This is a genomic window from Paenibacillus sp. FSL H7-0323 (assembly GCF_038002725.1).
Lineage (GTDB): Bacteria > Bacillota > Bacilli > Paenibacillales > Paenibacillaceae > Paenibacillus_AQ > Paenibacillus_AQ odorifer.
In genome coordinates this window covers 5,224,135-5,243,665 of record NZ_JBBODB010000001.1, presented here as the reverse complement: position 1 = coordinate 5,243,665, position 19,531 = coordinate 5,224,135, and the positions used below count along the sequence as shown (strand labels likewise).

The 19,531-nt window shown below is 47.1% G+C and carries 19 protein-coding genes; 5 read left to right on the top strand and 14 right to left on the bottom strand.

What is annotated here, in order from left to right; genetic code table 11:
* Nucleotides 1-290: 290 nt before the first annotated feature.
* From MHH89_RS23655 to MHH89_RS23645, 3 genes are all read right to left on the bottom strand, one after another.
* A complete protein-coding gene (locus MHH89_RS23655; protein WP_341088279.1) occupies nt 291-1,670 on the bottom strand; it encodes a sugar phosphate nucleotidyltransferase in 1,380 nt (459 codons plus the stop codon).
* A 2-nt stretch (nt 1,671-1,672) separates the two neighbouring features.
* Nucleotides 1,673-2,509, bottom strand: a complete 837-nt coding sequence (locus MHH89_RS23650) for a DUF6492 family protein (protein WP_076185557.1) — start codon at nt 2,507-2,509, stop codon at nt 1,673-1,675.
* Between the two features lie 1,236 nt (nt 2,510-3,745).
* The gene (locus MHH89_RS23645) at nt 3,746-3,985 is read right to left on the bottom strand and encodes a hypothetical protein (RefSeq protein WP_341088277.1); all 240 of its coding nucleotides are present in this window, start codon (nt 3,983-3,985) and stop codon (nt 3,746-3,748) included.
* A gap of 181 nt (nt 3,986-4,166) precedes the next feature.
* On the opposite strand from MHH89_RS23645, the gene MHH89_RS23640 reads away from it, so the two are divergent.
* Complete coding sequence (locus MHH89_RS23640) at nt 4,167-6,464, top strand: UvrD-helicase domain-containing protein (protein WP_076278950.1); 2,298 nt, start codon at nt 4,167-4,169, stop codon at nt 6,462-6,464.
* 66 nt (nt 6,465-6,530) lie between these two features.
* Here the strand turns inward: MHH89_RS23640 and MHH89_RS23635 are convergent, their stop codons facing one another.
* The 3 genes from MHH89_RS23635 to MHH89_RS23625 all read right to left on the bottom strand — a co-directional run bounded on the left by MHH89_RS23635 (nt 6,531) and on the right by MHH89_RS23625 (nt 8,409).
* Complete coding sequence (locus MHH89_RS23635) at nt 6,531-7,115, bottom strand: 50S ribosomal protein L25 (protein WP_076101172.1); 585 nt, start codon at nt 7,113-7,115, stop codon at nt 6,531-6,533.
* A gap of 87 nt (nt 7,116-7,202) precedes the next feature.
* A complete protein-coding gene (locus MHH89_RS23630) occupies nt 7,203-8,150 on the bottom strand; it encodes a DUF1861 family protein (RefSeq protein WP_139330081.1) in 948 nt (315 codons plus the stop codon).
* On the bottom strand, nt 8,113-8,409 hold the full coding sequence (locus tag MHH89_RS23625) for a helix-turn-helix domain-containing protein (protein WP_076127054.1): 297 nt from the start codon (nt 8,407-8,409) through the stop codon (nt 8,113-8,115). Before MHH89_RS23625 ends, MHH89_RS23630 begins: the two co-directional genes overlap by 38 nt.
* A 216-nt stretch (nt 8,410-8,625) precedes the next feature.
* Between MHH89_RS23625 and MHH89_RS23620 the strand changes: the two genes are divergently transcribed.
* The 3 genes from MHH89_RS23620 to MHH89_RS23610 are packed head-to-tail and all read left to right on the top strand — an operon-like array spanning nt 8,626 to nt 11,985.
* Nucleotides 8,626-9,807 (top strand): glycosyltransferase family 4 protein, encoded by a 1,182-nt coding sequence (locus tag MHH89_RS23620; protein WP_076275948.1) that lies wholly within the window; start codon nt 8,626-8,628, stop codon nt 9,805-9,807.
* Nucleotides 9,807-10,913, top strand: a complete 1,107-nt coding sequence (locus MHH89_RS23615; protein WP_076302290.1) for a glycosyltransferase — start codon at nt 9,807-9,809, stop codon at nt 10,911-10,913. The genes MHH89_RS23620 and MHH89_RS23615 overlap by 1 nt, the downstream gene beginning before the upstream one ends.
* Nucleotides 10,906-11,985 (top strand): mannose-1-phosphate guanylyltransferase, encoded by a 1,080-nt coding sequence (locus MHH89_RS23610; RefSeq protein ID WP_036687341.1) that lies wholly within the window; start codon nt 10,906-10,908, stop codon nt 11,983-11,985. Before MHH89_RS23615 ends, MHH89_RS23610 begins: the two co-directional genes overlap by 8 nt.
* A 103-nt stretch (nt 11,986-12,088) precedes the next feature.
* Here MHH89_RS23610 and MHH89_RS23605 read toward each other — a convergent pair whose 3' ends face one another.
* The 7 genes from MHH89_RS23605 to MHH89_RS23575 all read right to left on the bottom strand — a co-directional run bounded on the left by MHH89_RS23605 (nt 12,089) and on the right by MHH89_RS23575 (nt 17,655).
* Nucleotides 12,089-12,325 carry a DUF6953 family protein gene (locus MHH89_RS23605; RefSeq protein ID WP_036687339.1) on the bottom strand — a complete coding sequence of 79 codons (237 nt, stop codon included), beginning with the start codon at nt 12,323-12,325 and terminating at the stop codon, nt 12,089-12,091.
* Between the two features lie 110 nt (nt 12,326-12,435).
* Nucleotides 12,436-12,753, bottom strand: a complete 318-nt coding sequence (locus tag MHH89_RS23600) for a hypothetical protein (protein WP_036687337.1) — start codon at nt 12,751-12,753, stop codon at nt 12,436-12,438.
* Nucleotides 12,754-12,810: 57 nt separating this feature from the next.
* Nucleotides 12,811-13,686, bottom strand: coding sequence for an alkaline phosphatase family protein (locus MHH89_RS23595; RefSeq protein WP_341088274.1), 876 nt, complete (start codon nt 13,684-13,686; stop codon nt 12,811-12,813).
* A gap of 4 nt (nt 13,687-13,690) precedes the next feature.
* A complete protein-coding gene (locus MHH89_RS23590; RefSeq protein ID WP_076307967.1) occupies nt 13,691-14,734 on the bottom strand; it encodes an ABC transporter ATP-binding protein in 1,044 nt (347 codons plus the stop codon).
* Nucleotides 14,731-15,534 carry an ABC transporter permease gene (locus MHH89_RS23585; RefSeq protein WP_076186152.1) on the bottom strand — a complete coding sequence of 268 codons (804 nt, stop codon included), beginning with the start codon at nt 15,532-15,534 and terminating at the stop codon, nt 14,731-14,733. The genes MHH89_RS23590 and MHH89_RS23585 overlap by 4 nt, the downstream gene beginning before the upstream one ends.
* A complete protein-coding gene (locus tag MHH89_RS23580; RefSeq protein WP_076275947.1) occupies nt 15,531-16,451 on the bottom strand; it encodes an ABC transporter permease in 921 nt (306 codons plus the stop codon). The genes MHH89_RS23585 and MHH89_RS23580 overlap by 4 nt, the downstream gene beginning before the upstream one ends.
* Before the next feature lie 91 nt (nt 16,452-16,542).
* Complete coding sequence (locus tag MHH89_RS23575) at nt 16,543-17,655, bottom strand: ABC transporter substrate-binding protein (RefSeq protein WP_076278953.1); 1,113 nt, start codon at nt 17,653-17,655, stop codon at nt 16,543-16,545.
* A 279-nt stretch (nt 17,656-17,934) separates the two neighbouring features.
* Here MHH89_RS23575 and MHH89_RS23570 point away from each other — a divergent pair, with 279 nt between their 5' ends.
* Nucleotides 17,935-18,702 (top strand): hypothetical protein, encoded by a 768-nt coding sequence (locus MHH89_RS23570; RefSeq protein WP_076282381.1) that lies wholly within the window; start codon nt 17,935-17,937, stop codon nt 18,700-18,702.
* A 45-nt stretch (nt 18,703-18,747) separates the two neighbouring features.
* Here the strand turns inward: MHH89_RS23570 and MHH89_RS23565 are convergent, their stop codons facing one another.
* Nucleotides 18,748-19,527 (bottom strand): ABC transporter permease, encoded by a 780-nt coding sequence (locus tag MHH89_RS23565; protein ID WP_036687327.1) that lies wholly within the window; start codon nt 19,525-19,527, stop codon nt 18,748-18,750.
* Nucleotides 19,528-19,531: the final 4 nt, after the last annotated feature.

The window sequence follows — 19,531 nt, the reverse complement described above, 5'->3', positions numbered from 1 at the left end:
TGGCTTGCCTATTGCATCCCCCGTCCCTCTCAAGAATTAGTTGTACTTCGTACAGTTAAATGCCCTCTTTTAGGCGCTAATTCGGATTTAATTGCACTCTGTACACTTATATTCAGCAAATCTATTCAAAACGTAAAAATTCGCGATTTTTAACTGTACAAACTACATCTAAATCGCAAGGGATTCGCTACTCCACGAAATAGTTGCACTGAATACATCTATTTCACTTCAGCCGGTCAATCTCCCCATGTCTACAACTGCCTCCGGGTTAAAGCGAACTACCTTTCCATTCATCCCAAATCATCAAGGAAGCTGTCCTCCCCCTCCCATTCGACAGACACTCGTACGTAGTCATCCACCTCAGGAAATTCCAACAGTTCAATAATAATTAATTCGAGCGCTGTAATGGCCCGCAGTCCATGCTTCGTACCAGCAGGTACCGTGACCGTGTCCCCGGCGGCAACCGCATGAAGATGGCCATTCATCCGGTATTCTCCATTTCCAGAAAGAAAAGACCAAACTTCCTTAGTATGCCGATGAAAATGGTAGCTGGTGTGCTCGCCTGCCAAAATAGTTATTTTAGAGGTCGTAACCTCAATACCTGCCGCCGTACGAGAGAAGTCCAAAATGCGTGAGGTGCCCCAGCGTTTTTCTTCAATCATCGGCTTCGCTGCAGGGCCCTCCAGCTTCTGCTTAATTCGTTTTGCCTGCTCTATCCCAGCAACCAAAATGCCATCTGGCCCCGACGCCACGATTAAACCAGGAGCGCCGATGATATGCACAGGACAAGAGAGTTCGTTGATCAAATGGGTACCTTTTGAATCCTCAGAAATACTCCCACTGCCAATTACTCTTCCTTGCAAATGGGGAACAAGTGCATCCCAGCTGCCAATATCCGCCCACACCCCAATATAGGGGATGACTATCGCACGCCGCGTGTGTTCTAGCACCTCATAGTCAAAGCTTCGTTCTGGCAATTGATCATAATGCTCCATAAACTCCATGTAATCTACTGGAAGATCCCGTTCGATCATACTTGAGAGCAAGTACCCTAATGAGCAGGAAAACACGCCGCAATTCCACAGTCCTCCCTGAGAAATGAACTCGGCGGCTGTCGATTCGTTCGGTTTCTCCGCAAACTGCTTAACATTTAAAAAAGACGTCCCCCCTACCCCAGACCCTTCACCCGGCAGAATATAACCGAACTGTGTAGAAGGAAATTCAGGTAAAACACCAATCAAAGCAATGTCCGCTTGTGATTCGGCAAGCACACTTGGAAATTGATGAAGCTGTTTAAAAAAAGAAGTCTCCACATACGAATCCACCGGAATGACCACTACGATCTCTTTTGAGTCCATACCCTTCACAGAATGCAGATAACTTGCCGCCAGAGCTACTGCAGTAAAAGTCCCCCGTTTCTGCGGCTCCGCTAATAAAGGGACTTGAGCACCAACGGATTTGCGAGTAATCTCCACCTGACTGCGATGAGTCACTATGCAGCTTGAATCCAACAAACCTACCTCTTCCAGCCCTCTGCATACCCGCTCGATCATCGACTCCATACCGCCAGCTTCTGTTGGAAGCAGCCTTAAAAAAGCTTTTGACCTGATCTCATTTGATAGCGGCCACAACCGCTTCCCCGATCCCCCTGAAAGGAGTACGATCTGCAACCCTATCGCCCCCCTGCGCTGGATTTAGCCCCCGGTGTTCTCACATACCCCTTTCGTTTATGAAAAGACAATGATCTATACTTCTCAGCCAGCTGATTCACTTTCTGCTTGGATAGCTGTCCTGCATTCATATGGAGACCTTTATTACGCGCTTTTTGAATTTTCATTCCCTCGCGATTCTTCGAATACAGGTAATTGGCATAGGTTTCGAATTCGGAAAAGGCAAATTGCTTGGAGCGGTTCATACTGTGTAAAATAGCTCGATACCAGGGCATTTGGTGTTTTGCTTCTATCTCTCTTTTCATTTGGGCCAATTGACTGCGTTCAAACAGCATATAATGGGTCACAAATGATGATTTTGCGGTCACCTTGCGGCCCATGAGTTTCCTATAGGTTACAAAATACTGTGGTTGGCTCCAGTTCCGGCTGTAAAAGAGTGTCTTGCCATTTGCCCGAAAATGGTGGGGGGTGATCAGAACGGTATCCGCATCAATGACCAAAAAATAATCCGCCGTGCAGAGCTTGTCGCCATTCAGCTTCAGCAGCTGTTGGAATAGCCAGCCGGAACGTTCCCAGGTGCGTGAGCGGTAATGAATGTCTTTTTTCGTAATCGGCAGCACCGTATTCTCGTCAATAAAGGTACAGCCTTTTGTGCGGCAGAACTCAATCATCCGTTTCTTTTTGGGAGCAACAATTAATATCCGGCCGATGGGATGCTTAACCTGCTTTCTAACAGCGTCAATCACATGGGGAAGGGTCTGTAAATCTTTTTCAATCGCGGGAATCAGTACATCTATAGTAACGGCATGTCTGATGCGGGCCTTACTGGGCGAGGGCATAGGGTCATCTCCATATCATGTTTTTGCTTTAGGATATGAGCATGATAGGAAAAGGGAATGGGCATCACAGAATTGTTCAGGAGAGTGGCAAATGTGCGCTGGACAAGCCTGCGATGCGCGGGCAGAAATTTTTATATTATAAAAATAGAAATAGACCTGCACCCGGCGCCCTTTACTGGGGCATATATGCCTCTCTTTTCGCTTACGGAGGCGGATTTTCCCTTATTTAGGGCATTTTTGCCTCTCTTCCACGTCGCAGCTCCTCTTCTGCTCATTTCTAGGGCATATATGCTTCTCTTTTCGCTTATGGGGGTGGATTTGCCCTTATTTAGGGCATTTTTGCCTCTCTTCCACGTCGCAGCTCCTCTTCTGCTTCTTTTTAGGGCAAATATGCCCCTCTTTTCGCTTATGGGGGCGGATTCACCCTTTTCTCATTTTTGCCTCTCTTCCACGTCGCAGCTCCTCTTCTGCTCATTTCTAGGGCATATATGCTTCTCTTTTCGCTTATGGGGGTGGATTTGCCCTTATTTAGGGCATTTTTGCCTCTCTTCCACGTCGCTGCTCCTCTTCTGCTCATTTCTAGGGCATATATGCCTCTCTTTTTGCTTATGGAGGCGGATTCGCCCTTATTTAGGGCATTTTTGCCCCTCTTCTACATCGCAGCTCCTCTTCTGCTCATTTCTAGGGCATATATGCCTCTCTTTTTGCTTATGTAGGCGGTTTTGCCCTTATTTAGGGCATTTTTTCCTCTCTTCCACGTCGCTGCTCCTCTTCTGCTCATTTCTAGGGCATAAATGCCTCTCTTTCGCTTACGGAGGCGGATTTGCCCTTATTTAGGGCATTTTTGCCTGTCTTCCACGTCGCTTCTCCTCTTCTGCTCATTTCTAGGGCATATATGCCTCTCTTTTTGCTTATGGAGGCGGATTCGCCCTTATTTAGGGCATTTTTTCCTCACATTTCGCTCAGGCAGCCACATTCCAGCTAATCTACGGGATTTATACCGTACATTCCGTCCACGTAGCCACATTCCAGCCTATCTACGGGATTTTTACCGTACATTCCGCCCACGCAGCCACATTCCAGCTAATCTACGGGATTTTTACCGCACATTCCGCTCACGCAGCCACAATCCAGCTAATCTGCGGGATTTATACCGTACATTCCGCCCACGCAGCCACAATCCACCCAATCTACGGGATTTATACCGTACATTCCGTCCACGCAGCCACTTTCCAGCTAATCTACGGGATTTTTACCGTACATTCCGTCCACGCAGCCACTTTCCACCCAATCTACGGGATTTATACCGTACATTCCGTCCACGCAGCCACTTTCCATCCAATCTACGGGATTTATACTGTACATTCCGCCCACGCAGCCACATTCCAGCCTATCTGCGGGATTTTTACCGTACATTCCGCCCACGCAGCCACATTCCACCCAATCTACGGGATTTTTACCATCGTTGTGTCCCACTCCCACACCAATCCCCAGATTTTTACTGGCCCAATATCCAACACTTTTCCTGTGCAGTAAAAAGCCTGGGATGGTATATTGTAGATTGGCTAAATTTTCGGCACATTTTAAGATGAACTCAAACATCATAGAACTAGATTTGTTGAGACCACTCTATACAGAAATAATGAAGGTGAATCTATTGAATAAGCTTTTATTTCATAATATCCCACTGGGAGCTACTGGTGAGCGGATCCCGCAAGCGGCTGTGGCCTCAGCGCAGACAAGCCAAGAGCTGGTGAAGCGGGAGGATGAGGACTCCGCTTTTTTTCGCAGGCTGGAAGAAGGCGGCATCTTACTCAATCGTCCGCAGATTTCTGCGGTACGGCATCATAAAGGGCCGCTTCTAACACTGGCCGGCGCAGGCTCCGGCAAAACCTCGGTTCTGATCTGCCGAACCGGTTATTTGTTGTCCGTGCGCGGTGTCTCGCCAAGTCAGCTGCTATTGCTGACTTTTTCGAGTAAAGCTGCGGCGGAAATGCGCGAACGGATCGCCCTATTACCGGGAGTAGGCCCAGCGGACGTCGCGCGGCTGCAGGCCCGCACGTTTCATTCCTTTTTCTTATTTTTCTTGCGCAGACAAGGATTGCAGCAAGAGATTTTCAGTGAGACGCGGCGCCAGCACATCCTGTTGAAACAAATCATGCGTGAGCTAGGGCTACCTAAAGATGCCTATCCACCGGAAACGCTACTCTCCCTGCTCTCTTCCTGCAAGATGAACATGGGTACCGTAGAAGGCTTGCCTGAAGGAACCACCGCTGAAAAAGAAATGAAATCCATTCTGGAAATCTACGAACAATGGAAACTAGACAATTTTAAAATCGACTTCGACGATGTCCTCTTAATCGCCTATCGGATGCTGAAGGAGCGTCCTACGCTTTTACAGGAATTGCAGATGAGATATCTATACGTGATGGTGGATGAGTTTCAGGATACCAATGCCCTGCAGTACGAGTTAGTCAAAATGATTGCTCACCCGCAGCATAATCTGATGGTGGTTGGCGACGATGACCAGACGATTTATTCCTTCAACGGGGCACGCAGTGAATTCATTCTGGAATTCGAGAAGCTGTACCCGGGAGCAAGGGTTATTACACTTGATATTAATTACCGTTCTGGTCCAGCTATAGTCGGACTCGGCAACGGTATTATCCGGCACAATACGCGCCGGCGTTCCAAAACCCTGCAAGCTGCCAAAGGCAGCGGGAGTCAGCCCCGGTATATGCGTCCCCAGACAGCAGACGAGGAAGCCGAGCAGATGGTTGAGCATATTTTAAACGAGGTTTCGAGCGGCAAAAGAGAATATAGCGACTTCGCCATGTTATATAGAGCGTCCAGCAGCAACCGGGCCGTTCTGGAATTACTTCTTTTACGCGATATTCCCTATATTGATTATGGAGAAGGGCAATTACTGTACGAACACTGGCTAATTTCCCCGGTCGTGGATCATATGCGTCTCTCCGTGAATCGGCGGAATTTTGCGGCTATGGAGAACATCCTGCCTACTCTTTATATGAACCGTGAAAAAGGTATGAATCACATCCGGCAGATGGAAGCTAGACAACCAAAGCAAGGCCCACTAATCCATCTGTTGTCCATGCCCGGCATGGAGGATTTCAAGGGCACTAAGCTTAGAGAGCGGCTGGATCTAATTCGCAATATGCGCGAGTTAACCCCAGTCCAAGCGATTCGCCAGGTCCGCACGCAATTCTATGATTATTTCATCGAAGCGAATGAGCGGCATCAAGCAACCTTGCATCGCGAAACGTTAAAAGAAATGCTAGATGAACTAGAATCGTCTGCAGAGCGATTTGATAGTATTCCTGCCTTTCTGGATTTCATAGATAATGTTACGGAACGTAATGAACATAATCGTCAGCCAAGCACCAAAGAACAAGGGAATCGGATCGCGCTTATGACCATTCACAAATCCAAAGGATTAGAGTTTCCTGTGGTCTTTTTGATTGGAGCCTCTGAAGGAATTCTCCCGCATAGCTCCGCCCTGGAGGGGGACCGGCTCAAGGACCGCAAGCTGGCCGCTGCAAATAGTGGGAGTTCAAGCTTGGCTGCCCTGGAAGAGGAGCGAAGACTGGCTTACGTAGCTGTTACTAGAGCCCGGGAAGAGCTGTTTATCAGTTCACCTGCGAGGCATCGGGGCAAAAAAGCAGAGGTCTCCCGCTTCATGTTATCAGCCTTCCGCTCTGCCGTTTCTTCCACAGCAACGACTACGGTGAGCAGAACAGTGACAACAAGATCCTTACCTACCAGCCGGACAACTGCGACAAGAACCCATGTCGTTGCGGTATGGAATTGTACCAGCAGTACCTGTCCTGGCTGGACACGCATGAAAGCGGGCGGAGCTGAGGATCATTTAACCTCAAAACCCTGCCCGTTATGTAGTTCCCCTATGGCAAAGGACCAACGAGAAGTTCCTGTATGATTCAACGCAAAAAAAAGCAAGTTTCCTCTTCCCTGGAAACTTGCCTTTTTTATAAAAAATATATGTTTAAGCTGGAGTTACTACCGCTTCTTCTTCCTCTTCTTCATGCACGGTCTTGATCTGGATCATTACGGTTGACGGTTCGGTCAACACTTCAATACCGTCCTTGAAGATCAGATCAGAGACGAGCAACTGGTCGCCAATATCCAGTCCGCTGATATCGACTTCCATGGAGGTAGGCAGATCCTCAGGCATACAACGAACTTCCACTTCATAGATTTCTACCTGAAGTGTGCCGCCTGCTTTAATCCCTACGGCTTCACCTGCAAAATGAATAGTCACCTTGCTGTCCATGCTCTTTTTCATATTTACATGTTGAAAATCAATATGCAGAATTTTGCCGGACAGGGTATCCTTCTGAATGTTCTGAACCACGACCGGAACCTCCAGCTCTTCCGACACCTTACCTTGCAGAATTGCGCGCGGATTCTTTTTGAGAATGTCCAGAAGTTCTTTTTCATTCACTTCCAACGTCAGAGTCTCTTTACCAATACCATATAATACAGCCGGAATACGTCCTTGCTTACGCGCCTGATTGATGTTGGACTTGGTGTCAGTCTTACGTGTGTTGAATTGAATAAACTTATTCATTGGGTTTCCCGCTCTCTTTGACCATAAATTCTTGTCACACTAAGTGTAACATGACCATATAATCTAGTCAAACCAACTGGAAGAACGCTAGGATTCATATTCGTCAAACGGGTCTGCGATTTCAATCTCATATGCTTCAGCATCACTCACCCCTACAGATAATACCGCCCGGCCTCCTCCAAGACGTTTCAAGCCACCGCTAAAGATGACATCCTCCAGTTCTTTGCGCTTGCCCGGGCCCGCCGGAAAATCACTGCGGACTGCAATTATTTTGACCGGAGTTGCTTTATAAGTCTCAGGATTCAGCGAAAAAGCCATGGCATAATAGTGTTTGTTTCCGGCGCTATCGAAGCAAGCAATGTGGCCCAATACGCCCACCATTCCACCCCGCAGCAGATGAGCTTCATTGGCTCCCCCCCACTCTTCGGGCACGAATTGATCCTGAAGCACCTCGGCATCAATAAAGGTCTGCTCATTCAGTTCGTCCAGCGAAGGAATCACTGTGAACCCAATCTGTCCTCGCCCACCCCGTTCGCCCTGTGGCCGGGTAAATACGCCTACACTGCCATTATCAAGCTCGATAAGCCGGATATCCTTCATCGTGCCGGGACCTGAAGAAAAGTGGGTTAAAGAATCGATGTGATACCCCCTGTAGAATTGGGTCACCCAGGAGGTAATCCGGTGCGGATCATCCGCTGCCGTAATCACTTCCACCCCGCCCACAATAAGTTCCCCCCTGATCCGGGTCCAGCACGGGTCCTGTAAATTGTACGTATGCGTATGCGCACGAGGCCTCCAGACTCCATCATGGCATGTAAAAAAGAAGACTTGAGAGAACTCACTGTCCCGTTCCTCAACTCTTCCCATTAGTACTTCCTCCCCGTTATACATAAACGGGGCGGTTATATTATAGACATCCCGGTGCCCGACACCGGTGAACGTCAGTTTGTTTACTATGGTTGTACCGCGTCCGGCATGATATGTATCCAGAAGCTGCTTACAGGTGGCTGTCCGTGCCGGGTTCCTTGTCATCATCGTCCTCCTCATAATCATTTGAACGATCGATTACCCAATCGTTGTCTTCCGCATCCATGGCGATCAGCTCGCCGGGCTGGACATTAAAGTATACACATAATTTTAGCAGCAGATCCCTTGGATACTGCACCATCTCATTCTTGTACATTCGGCGTACTGAATCAAAGTGGTAATTGATCTCTTTGGCAAGCTTACGGATCGATAATTTCGGATCATGCCTCAGCATGACCTCGCTCAGTTTACTGCGTATGACTGGCATTCATCCACCTCCTCCCATAATATATCCGCACTCACCCAAGGAGTCAATTAAATTGACAAGATTAAATGGTCATGTTACAGTGGGATTAGGAAATAATTTGCAACATTTCTAATTTCAGAAAAAACAAATACCTTTCCCTATTCAGAAAATAAAGTCTTCTTTATTTTCTTTTTTTGTATCCAGACCAATCGCAAGACCATTAGGGAGGCTCTTTGAATGAAAAATACAGTCCGTAATCACAACATCGTGTTCCTGGGAACCAGTCTGCCGCGAGAGTGCGGTATCGCCACGTTCACACAGGATCTGCTAGATGAACTTATCCACCTTCCCGGCTTCAACCCGCCCCGGATTATTGCCATAAACAACAATGAAACCTACGCTTACGATCAGCAGGTAATACGGCAGATCGACCAGCATAATTACGCAGATTATATAGATACGGCCGATTTCCTCAACAATTCCGATACCGATTTGTTGGTCATCCAACATGAATTTGGCATCTACGGCGGAGAAAGCGGTGAATACCTGCTGCCCTTTGTCGAACGTTTGAACATTCCGTATGTTGTTGTTTTTCACACAGTGTTGACCAAGCCCTCCCCTAAGCAGCATCAGATCATCCGATGTCTGGCCGAGCGTAGCGTGCAGGTCGTGACGATGGCGGAATCAACCCTTACTGATTTATCTACTATTTATGAGATCCCAGTTTCCAAAATCACATTCATCCATCACGGTGTCCCTCAAGTGAGCACAGCTTCACGCTCCAGCCTCAAAGCACAATACGGTTATCCAGACCGCAAAATCCTCTCCACCTTCGGCTTCCTCAGTCCCGGCAAAGGAATTGAATACAGCATCGAAGCTATGCGCGGCGTGGTCAAGCGACATCCCGAAGCACTTTACATTGTCTGGGGCAAGACCCATCCGGTCGTCAAGCTGGAATCCGGCGAAGTTTACCGCCAGAAACTGACGGACCTCGTAGAAATGTTTGACCTGCAGGACAATGTCCAATTCGTCGATAAGTTGCTGACCCAAGAAGAAGTAATAGAGTCCTTGGTCATGTCAGATATCTATGTGACTCCTTATCTGGGTAAGGATCAGGCCGTCAGCGGCACCCTGGCCTACGGAGTCGGTTATGGCCGGGTCATCGTGTCAACTCCTTACCGCTACGCCCAGGAAATGTTGGCAGAAGGCCGCGGTCTACTGGCTGATTTTCATGATTCTGCTTCCTTGGAAGCCTGCATTTTGCGCTTGCTGAATAGCCCCGCCCTGGTGCAAACGATGGAAGACCGTACGTTGAAGCTCGGGCTCACTATGCGCTGGAACGAAATCGCCAAAATCTATGCCGCCTTGTTCCACAGCCATATCCAGAGCTCGGCGTCAGCTGATCGGAGCGTGATTTAATGGAAACCTCCACCACAGTACAGGCTAAACCAGGCTATCTCCGCAGAATCACGGACGATACAGGAATCTTTCAGCATACCAAGTTTGGGGTTCCGGACCGTTCCAAGGGCTACACTACCGATGATAACGCCCGCGCCCTGATTGCTGCGGTCTTAATGTACGAGAATTCCCGGGATGCCGTGGCACTCGATCTCATTCATACGTATATCTCTTTTATCTATCATTCCCAGACAGCGGACGGCAATTTTCGCAATTTCATGGATTATAACCGCTCCTTTATAGAGGATAAAGGTTCTGAAGATTGCCAGGGACGTACCTTGTGGGCACTCGGGTTCGCCTTGTCGCATGCTGCTTCCCTGCCCGATAACCTGATGAATACCTGCCGGTATTTGATCAATCAGGCACTGCCGCATCTGGAAGCCTTGGGCTCACCTCGGGCTGGAGCCTATGCCATCATCGGCCTAAGTTATCTTACCGAAGCACCGGGCTCATTAGGTTATGCTTTTCCATACCCGCATACTGAAAACACGACCGAAGAAGCCGCCTTTCTGCCAAGGGCAACCATTGAGAGTCTGATCGAAAATATTGCGGTTCGGCTGCATAATCAATATACCCGCTATAAGGGGCACGGCTGGAATTGGTTCGAGAACAGCATCACTTATGGCAATTCCATGCTGCCCTGGGCTCTGCTTCGGGCCTTCCTGATCTCCGGGAATAAAGACCTGCGGGAGACCGCCAAGGAAAGCCTGGATTTCCTAGCTTCCACCACCTTCTCCAGCAAAGGTTACTATAAACCGATCGGCAGCCATGGCTGGCTGCTGCGTGATGGGCTGGCTGCACCCTATGATGAACAGCCCATTGAAGCCTGCGAGATGCTGCTGGCCTGCCGGGAAGCAGCTGTTGTTCTTGAGGACCCCGCCTATCTTACGCAAGCAGAATTATGCTACAACTGGTATCTAGGGCATAATTCCTTGGGAATCCCTCTGATCGATCCGCAGACTGGTGCTTGTTATGACGGCATCCATGCCGCGGGGCTCAACCTGAACCAAGGCTCGGAGAGCATTATATCCTTCACAATTGCCCGGTTGGTGATGCATCATGAATAAATATGCTACGATCCTAGCCGGCGGGGGCGGAACACGGTTTTGGCCCCTGTCCAGACAAGAAATCCCAAAGCAGCTGCTGAATATTAGTGGCAACGACATTATGCTAAACGATACGATTGAACGCTTCAAAGGGATTATTCCTCAGGAGAATACAGTTATCGTTACTAATCGTACCCAAGCAGTATTGTTGGAGAGTATTATGCACAGCAGCGTTCTCAAAGCTAATATTCTAATTGAACCTGTGGCGCGAAATACAGCCGCTAGCATTCTTTTTGCAGCATTATCTATAGAGAAATCTCATGGCAATTCTTTGATGGTCGTCCTGCCTTCCGATCACTATATAACGGATGAGGAACAATTCCGTCTTACACTAGACGAAGCCTGTACTGTTGCCATGGAGTCAGACAAAATAGTAACCATCGGAATCAAGCCTACTTTCCCATCTACTGGCTACGGCTATATTGCCTTTGATAAGACGCCGATTGCGACAAGCCCAGTGGCTGTATATGATGTAGATGAATTTGTAGAGAAACCAAACTTTCAGAATGCACAGAGTTATCTGGCATCCGGTAATTATCTATGGAATAGTGGGATTTTTATTTGGCAGACCTCTGTCATTATTGATAATTTCAAACGTTATCTACCTCGACTCTACAAAACCATGCTGCCCATCAGTGATTGTTTGGGTACAGATCAGGAAGAGGAAGTTATTAATGCCATCTATCCAACGCTTCAGAATATTTCGATTGATTACGGCATTTTAGAACGCTCTGATGAAGTTGTCGTGCTTTCCGGGCAGTTTGGCTGGAATGATATTGGCAGCTGGGATGCACTGGGTTCAATCTTCCCTCCGGATGATGCAGGCAACATTATAAAAGCAAATCATGTGGGGATAGATACCCATAATTCAATCATCTATGGAAATGGCAGACTGATCACGACCATTGGTGTAGACGGGTTCATCATTGCGGATACTGGGGATGCACTATTAATCTGTCCCAAGGATAAAGCGCAGTCAGTCAAAGATATCGTGGAGCTTCTAAAGGAACAGGGAATGACAGAATATATCTAACAAAAAGGAATGCAAAAAGACGGGCCATTGCAATACATGCATGGTCCGTTTTTTATCTCATTATATAAGTTGAACAGTTTATAAATTTTTTTAAGCGCCAAACCTAGGTCCAAGCCCACAAGAACCCGTCTCGATCCCAAGCAATTCTCCCGCCATGGAGTTTCCGGAAAGCTTTCTTCACTTCTTTGGAGAGTGAGGCATTGCCGTTCTCATTCACAAATACAAATTGTTCTCCAAAATTCTCTTTCACATATTCAATCGCCGCCGTCTGATGCAAGGTACCCGTAAAACGAATCTCCTTCACCATCCATTCTGCTACTTCTTGTGCGGTTATTTCCATATGGATGCGCCTCCTCTCTGTGCTTACTGCTAAAATGTGCCCTCATTATAACATGAATACAGCCCAACCGGACAAACGTCCGAATTGGGCTGTATTGAAGTCATTTTACATCATTGTGGATAGATATGGTTCGACGGATAACGGGACTTCTGTCCTCCACTCACCATCAACAGAATCCCAGTAATTAAGTGCAAGAACCAGCCCACAAAAGGAATCCATGCCAATAAAGAAGTTATAATTCCTAGCACTGAACCGTAGATAGACTCACGGTCTCTTGAAGATAAAATCAATGTAATCACATGTAGAATAAACATCAACCCCAGAACGGAATACCCCGTGCCAATAACAATAGCAGCACCCAGAATTGGAATTGCCAAAATAATTTCACAGGAACCCGTAATCCATTTCATAGCTTTAGAAGCGCTCAATAGACAACCTCCTAATTGGGTTAAATATATGATTTTTCTAGTGCTAATTATTTTATTTCATACCAACGGCAAAGGTTCTTCCACTTTGTCATGGGATTGCTTCTGCACAAGTGGAGGCAAGCCCTCCTTACTCATTGCTACCGAAGGGGCCAGCCCCAAACAGTGGCACATTAAAGGAGCCATTCGCAGCTGTGGCAGCATTTCTTCCTCTTTTTCTGAAGATAATACATCTACCCCAAACGTATATAATGGCACATCTCGCTCGGAAGGGGTTATCCCGCCGTGGTACCCATTTGCGTTCATTCCGTGATCTGCCGTAATCATAATCTTATAGCCCTGTTCCATCCAAATAGGCAAAACAGTGGCCAGCAGACCGTCGGCATTACGCACTGAAAGCTCATATTCTTTACTCTCGCCGCCATAACGATGCCCGGCGTCATCTATATTCATGGAGTGAATGTATAGGAAATGCGGATCATAGGCACTCCGTAAATACACCGCGTCGGCAAACACATGACTGTCGGGATAGTGATCCTCGAAATAAAAGCTGCCATGCTGAATGGGCTTCATCACATTGTGCTGATGGCGATCAGCCAGCGGATCAAAAGGGGCCGAATTATAAAGCTCACTGACCCAATGATAGGCGACAGCAGCTGTGCGCAAATTAGCGGCCACTGCCAGATGGAATACGCTCTCTTCATGGCTTGGTCTCACAATATGGTTAGCCGTAATTCCATTTTTGGTCACAGATGTCCCCGTCAAGAGTACTTCATAAAGCGGGCGTGACAGACTAGGCAATTCCGACTTCACTCGGTGACATGATATTTTCCCCTGCTCCACCAAATGCTCCATATACCCCATATATTCACGTGCGGCCTCATATCTAAGTCCGTCCAACACTACCACAATAAGTTTATTGTTCATTTCAGTCATCTTATTACGCTCCCTCTCGTTCCAGATGCAGCAGCTCAGAAGGGTTCAGAGCCAAGGTGACGTTAGCCCCTTCCACCAGCCTCAGCCAGCGTCCGTCATTTAAAAGATCAACCGTTAAGCAAATGTCTTCTACCTCTACCGTACACCTAATAATATTGCCCAACACGGAGACAGATTTAATGATGCCATCCACCAGTTGCACTCCGGCAGCAACCTCGTGAAGTCCCGCGCCCTCATGCAGCAGCGTAACCGCCTCAGGCCGAATAGCAAAGCGGTCCTGCGTGCTATCTATCCCCCGGAACAACGTCATCACTTCTGATCGGGTCAATACATTGTAACTGCCCATAAACCGGGCAACGAACTCTGTTCGTGGTGCGGAGTACAACCCCTCAGGTGTGCCATCCTGCACAATCCGGCCACCGTTCATAATACAGATGCGGTCAGAAAGAATCAGCGCTTCCTCCTGATCATGTGTCACGAATAGTGTCGTCATGTTAAACCTTTTTTGGATATCACGAATTTCTGCACGTAAATTCTTGCGTATCTTAGCATCTAGTGCGCTTAAGGGTTCATCCAGCAGCAATACTTTGGGCTGCACCGCTAGAGAACGAGCCAGCGCTACCCGCTGCTGCTGTCCACCGGAGAGGGACTGCGGATATACATCCCGTTTATCTTCCAGATCGACCAATGCCAGCAATTCCGCGCAGCGATGATGGCGGGCTGATTTCGATAATCCCCGCATTTTCATTCCATACTCGATATTTTGGCTCACCGTCAGATTGGGGAACAAGGCATAAGACTGAAACACCATTCCTACCTCGCGCTTACGGGGCGGCAAACTTCCCAGATCTTTATTTTCCAAAAGAATTCTGCCGCCATCCAGCTCTGAAAGACCGGCTATGCAGCGTAGCAATGTGCTTTTTCCACAACCGGAGGGGCCTAGCAGTGTCACAAGTTCACCTTCACGGATCTCCAAATCAACATTGTCTAACACACAGGTATTCCCAAACATTTTGCATACACCCTGCAGCTTTAGATAATCATTCATCCCTTAACGCCCCCTCCCATCTTTTTACCGAGCTTCATGAGTACCATCGAAAGAATTAGAATAAACAGAAAATAAGAGATCGCAATCGCGCTGGCTAAATGTCCACTTTCACCAACCCTTTGATATAGATATACCTGAATCGTCTGAATATGTCCGCCAACTAACATGTTCGTAAGGACAAATTCGCCGAATAGAACTGAAAATGATAACAGTGTAGAGACGATAACCCCAGGCCATATATTAGGCAAAATCACATTCACGAAGGCCGTTCTTCGGCGGGCACCAAGCAGCTCCGCAGCATGCAGCAGTTCAACGGCATTAACCGTTAACAGACTATTGCGAATGCCCTGATACATATAGGGAAGGATGACCACAAAATATGCCCCCACTAATAAATACGCTGTTCCAGCGATATCAAAGGGTCCAGAAGAATAGGTACGAATAAGACCTACCGCAGCCACAACACCAGGCACCGCATAAGGCAAAACAACAATACCTTTCATAAAGCTCTCCCAACGCGGAAAATAGAGGGTGATGACAAAAACAGCTGGCAGCATCACGGCCAGACTCAGCACCACGCTGATCAGGCATAAATAAAGCGAGGTCCAAAGCGCCTCCAGAAAGCGAATATCCTCAAACATTTCCCCAAACCAATTCAGCGTCCAAGCTCGGGGCAGCAAGGTATTCTGCCAATCTTGTGCAAAAGCATAAATGCCCGTTGCCAAAAGAGGAAGCAGCAAATACACCATGAGCAGCAGCATGAAGGTGCGTGGAGCAAAGCCTGCTTTGCGTATATTCATTGCCCTGCCTCCTCACGAGCTGTCCATAAACGCCGGGAAGCTTTGATTTTCACATCCGGTTTACTGAGCGCTTTCGTTCCGAACCTCTCCGCACGCCGCACCATTAAATGGTTCAGATAAACCGCCAAAATCGTAGTCAGACCAAGCAGAACAGCAAGCGTACTCCCCATTTGTGGCTGTGTAACCACATCTCCGGCAACCAGTGAACCGATACGTACCGCCAACAGATTGTAATTTCCGCCAACCAATGCGTAAGCCGTGGCATAAGCCCCCATTGCATTAGCAAAAAGAATTCCAAGTGTGCCGAAGATCGCCGGAGTTAGAATAGGCAGGCCAATCGTCTTCCAGAACTGCCAAGGCCCAGCCCCCAGTAAGGACGCTGCCTCTCTCCACTGCTCACGAATTCCGTAAAAGGACGGGTACAAAAGCAGTAAGGCTAACGGAACCTGAAAGTATACATACACCAGTATTAGACCTGACCAGCTATATAGATCAAAATCGGCAAAAACACTCCAGCCCCACTGTTTAAATAAGAGTGTAAACACCCCATTATTTCCGAGCAAAATGATATAAGCAAAAGCCAGCGGAACACCTGCGAAGTTAGAGGTCATATTCGACAGCATCAGAAGTCTATCGCGTACTCTCGGGGTAAACCGGGTAATGCAATAAGCACAAAAAAGTCCGACAATGATCCCTATCAGACTTGAGGTTATGGAGATTAGCAGACTGTTCTTAATCGCCTGCATGTAATAGGCACTTTGCAACGCATGCAGATAATTGCCTAACGTAAATCCCGTTCCGTCCGCTGTGCGAAAGCTTCCCGTCAACATGGATAGTATAGGTACCAGTTGAAAGGCTAACACCATTAGTGCAAATGGAATAAGTGCCAGGATCACACCGCGGCTTCTTTGTTTCATCTTACTCGCTCCTTGTCGCGGGAATAGAACAAAGGCGCCTTACGGCATCATGACGAAGGCGCCCTGCTTCTTTTTTAGGGAGAAATGAATACTAATTCAAATGCACAAGCACACGTTCCTGCCACAATTGAGGAATGGTTTTTGCCGTCTCTTCCCATACCTTGTAATCACCAACAGGCTTAGCGTTGACGTATTCTTCTTTTGGCAGCAGCTTAGCTGCAACATCATCCGGCAACGTTACACTGTCACGGATCGGACGAGCGTAACCTTTGGCAAGATTAATCTGTCCTTCATCGCTAAGGATGTATTGACGTGTAAGCTTCGCCGCGTTAGGATGCGGCGCATATTTGTTGATGATCGTGGCATACCCGCTCACGACACTGCCTTCCTGGGGAATGGCTACTGCGAAGCCATCTTTGTTGATCTGGTCTCTATAGTTCAAAGCGTTGAAATCCCAGAGCAGGGTAACTTCTACTTCCCCTTTTTCAATGTTGGCAAGGGAAGCTTCTGCATTGGAGAGACGTCCGTTTTTAGCTAAATCCTCGAAAAAAGCAATCCCCGGTTCAATGTTCGACTCATCGCCACCAAAGGCAATCGCTGCGGCCAATACAGCCATCTGTGCTTGAGCAGCCTTGGTTACATCACCAACGATGATTTTGTAGTTACCGTTCTTCAGATCTTCCCAGCTCTTCGGTGGATTCGCCACGAGCTTAGTGTTAGTCAGAAAAGAAATGGTGCCTTGATAGCCGACGATCCAATTCCCGTCCTTATCCTTAGCCCAATCGGGGATTTCATCCCAGTAGGATGTTTTATAAGGCTGGGTTACCCCTTTATCCACGGCAACCGAGCCAAACGCAATCCCCACATCTCCGATATCGGCCGTTGGTTTGTCTTTTTCCGCATCAAACTTGGCAATTTCCTCCGCGCTCGACATATCGGTATCCGAATGTGTAAGACCATACTTACTGTTCATATCACTCCATGTATCTTTCCAGTTCGCCCAGGAATCCGGCATTCCTACACTGACGATACTGCCCTCTTCTTTAGCTTTACTCTCGATCTCAGTCAGACTTAATTCTTTGGTGCCAGCCTTTCCATTCGTTGTTTCTTCAGCCTTGGCTGAATTTCCACAAGCAGCAAGCAACAGGACGAGCAAGGATAACATTAGACCCATCGATAATTGATTTTTGATCCCTTTTTTCATGATTTCCCCTTCACTCCTATTTCTTATTTGCGGGCTTCTTTATGTACAACTGTTAGGCACCCAATTGCAGTATAGGCGTGTACTATTTTCGCGGCATTAAGGAGAATAGGAATATTTGTAAATAAAAAGAAACGACCTGTCGTCTTTTTTAGATGACCGCCGTTTCCCTTAGAAATGTTTTTATGAAAATAATTACATTAATTACACTAAAATAGAACTTTACTGATGTATAGTAGTATTTATTCATAATAAGAAATGACCCTCAGAGGAGCTTGAAAAATGCCGTTTACAAAAATTCAGATGGTAACAGGTTTATTTCTATGTACTTTGCTTATCTCAGCTTGCAACAATGCAGCTACTCCTCCTAAAAATAACACGCCAGATACAAGTAATAAAATCATTCAAATAAACAGTGATCTTTACACCCTCCCATTACGTGATCAGAATACAGAACAATACAACTACGCTGTCAATACCTCTGCCGGTATCGTATGGTTGCCAGCCCCAAAAATGAACATTGCCCCTGGAACAGAAGCAAATCCATTTTATTTTCCAACAGAGCCTTTCACTTTCTATTTAAGTTCTCCTAATGAAAAAACACTAGCTGTAGAAAAGTCCAAGAAGCTATTGACGTTACCTTTAAATGATGGCGATGCTGTTCTGGTGGTTAGCGGCGTTTTTGGATTAGATGATTATATCCTCTATCATACCTTTTCCATTTTCACTGATGGCGCTCAGCCGATACGAGAACAAGCTTGGGTGATGAAAGTAGACGATCCAACATCTAATAAAGAAATTGCTCAATTCCATTCATCTGGAGGTAAATTTTATAGTTATGCAGTTGATGAAAAAGAAAAATTTTATCTATCGGTTTCCATACTTCCTGGAAATGCAGATGGTAGCTATAGTTACGAAGTTTATATTTATAATCTTCTGAATGGCAACAAAGAAAAAATAAATGATTATTCTCTTAATCCCTCATCACTGGATTCCATCCAATTTACTTACAATAACAAAAAATATTCGTATAAACTTCAATCCAAGTAAAAAACTGCCCGACATTTCCAGGCAGTTTTACATGTATGAATATAACTACCGTCTACGCGCTGCCACACTGACAACACCGTATCTGTAAAGCACCTTCTTACCGAACCAGCCAAAAAGCCGATCCGTAAAGAAGCCCATAAAGCCAAGGCAGAATAACCCGACAAAGATCCAATCCGTACGGAAAAACAACCGGGAATTCCAGATCAGATAACCTACACCTTCGTTCGAAGCAATCATTTCCGCGCCGATAATCGCCATATATGAGGTGCCCATCGCTAACCGGATACCCGTAAAAATATAAGGGATCGTCGCCGGAACGACCACATGAATCAGAATTTGCCACTCACTGGCGCCCATACTGCGGGCTGAGCGGATTTTGTCCTCTTCCACGGACATCACACCGGTTAAAGTATTCAGCACCACGATAAAAAAGGTAGCGTACATAATTAACGCAATCTTCGACTGCTCCCCAATACCAAACCATACTAAGAACAATGTAATGAATGCAATCGGCGGGATAAAACGGATAAAGTTCAGGAAAGGCTCCGCAAAAATACGGATCAAGTTCACCTTCCCAATGATTAGCCCTACGGGAATCGCCAGTAAACTGCCGAGTACCCAACCAATGAGCACCCGGTAAAAGCTAATCCCGATATATTGCAGCAAGGTTCCGTCTTCCAGCAGCTCCCGTCCGCCCTTAAGTGTACTCCATGGACCGGGGATCACATCGGGGCCATAGATTACAGCTCCAAGCTGCCAGACGCAGAGCGCGGTAATCCATAGAAGGGTTACGGAAACCCACTTCTTCTCCACCCATTTTCTCATCTGT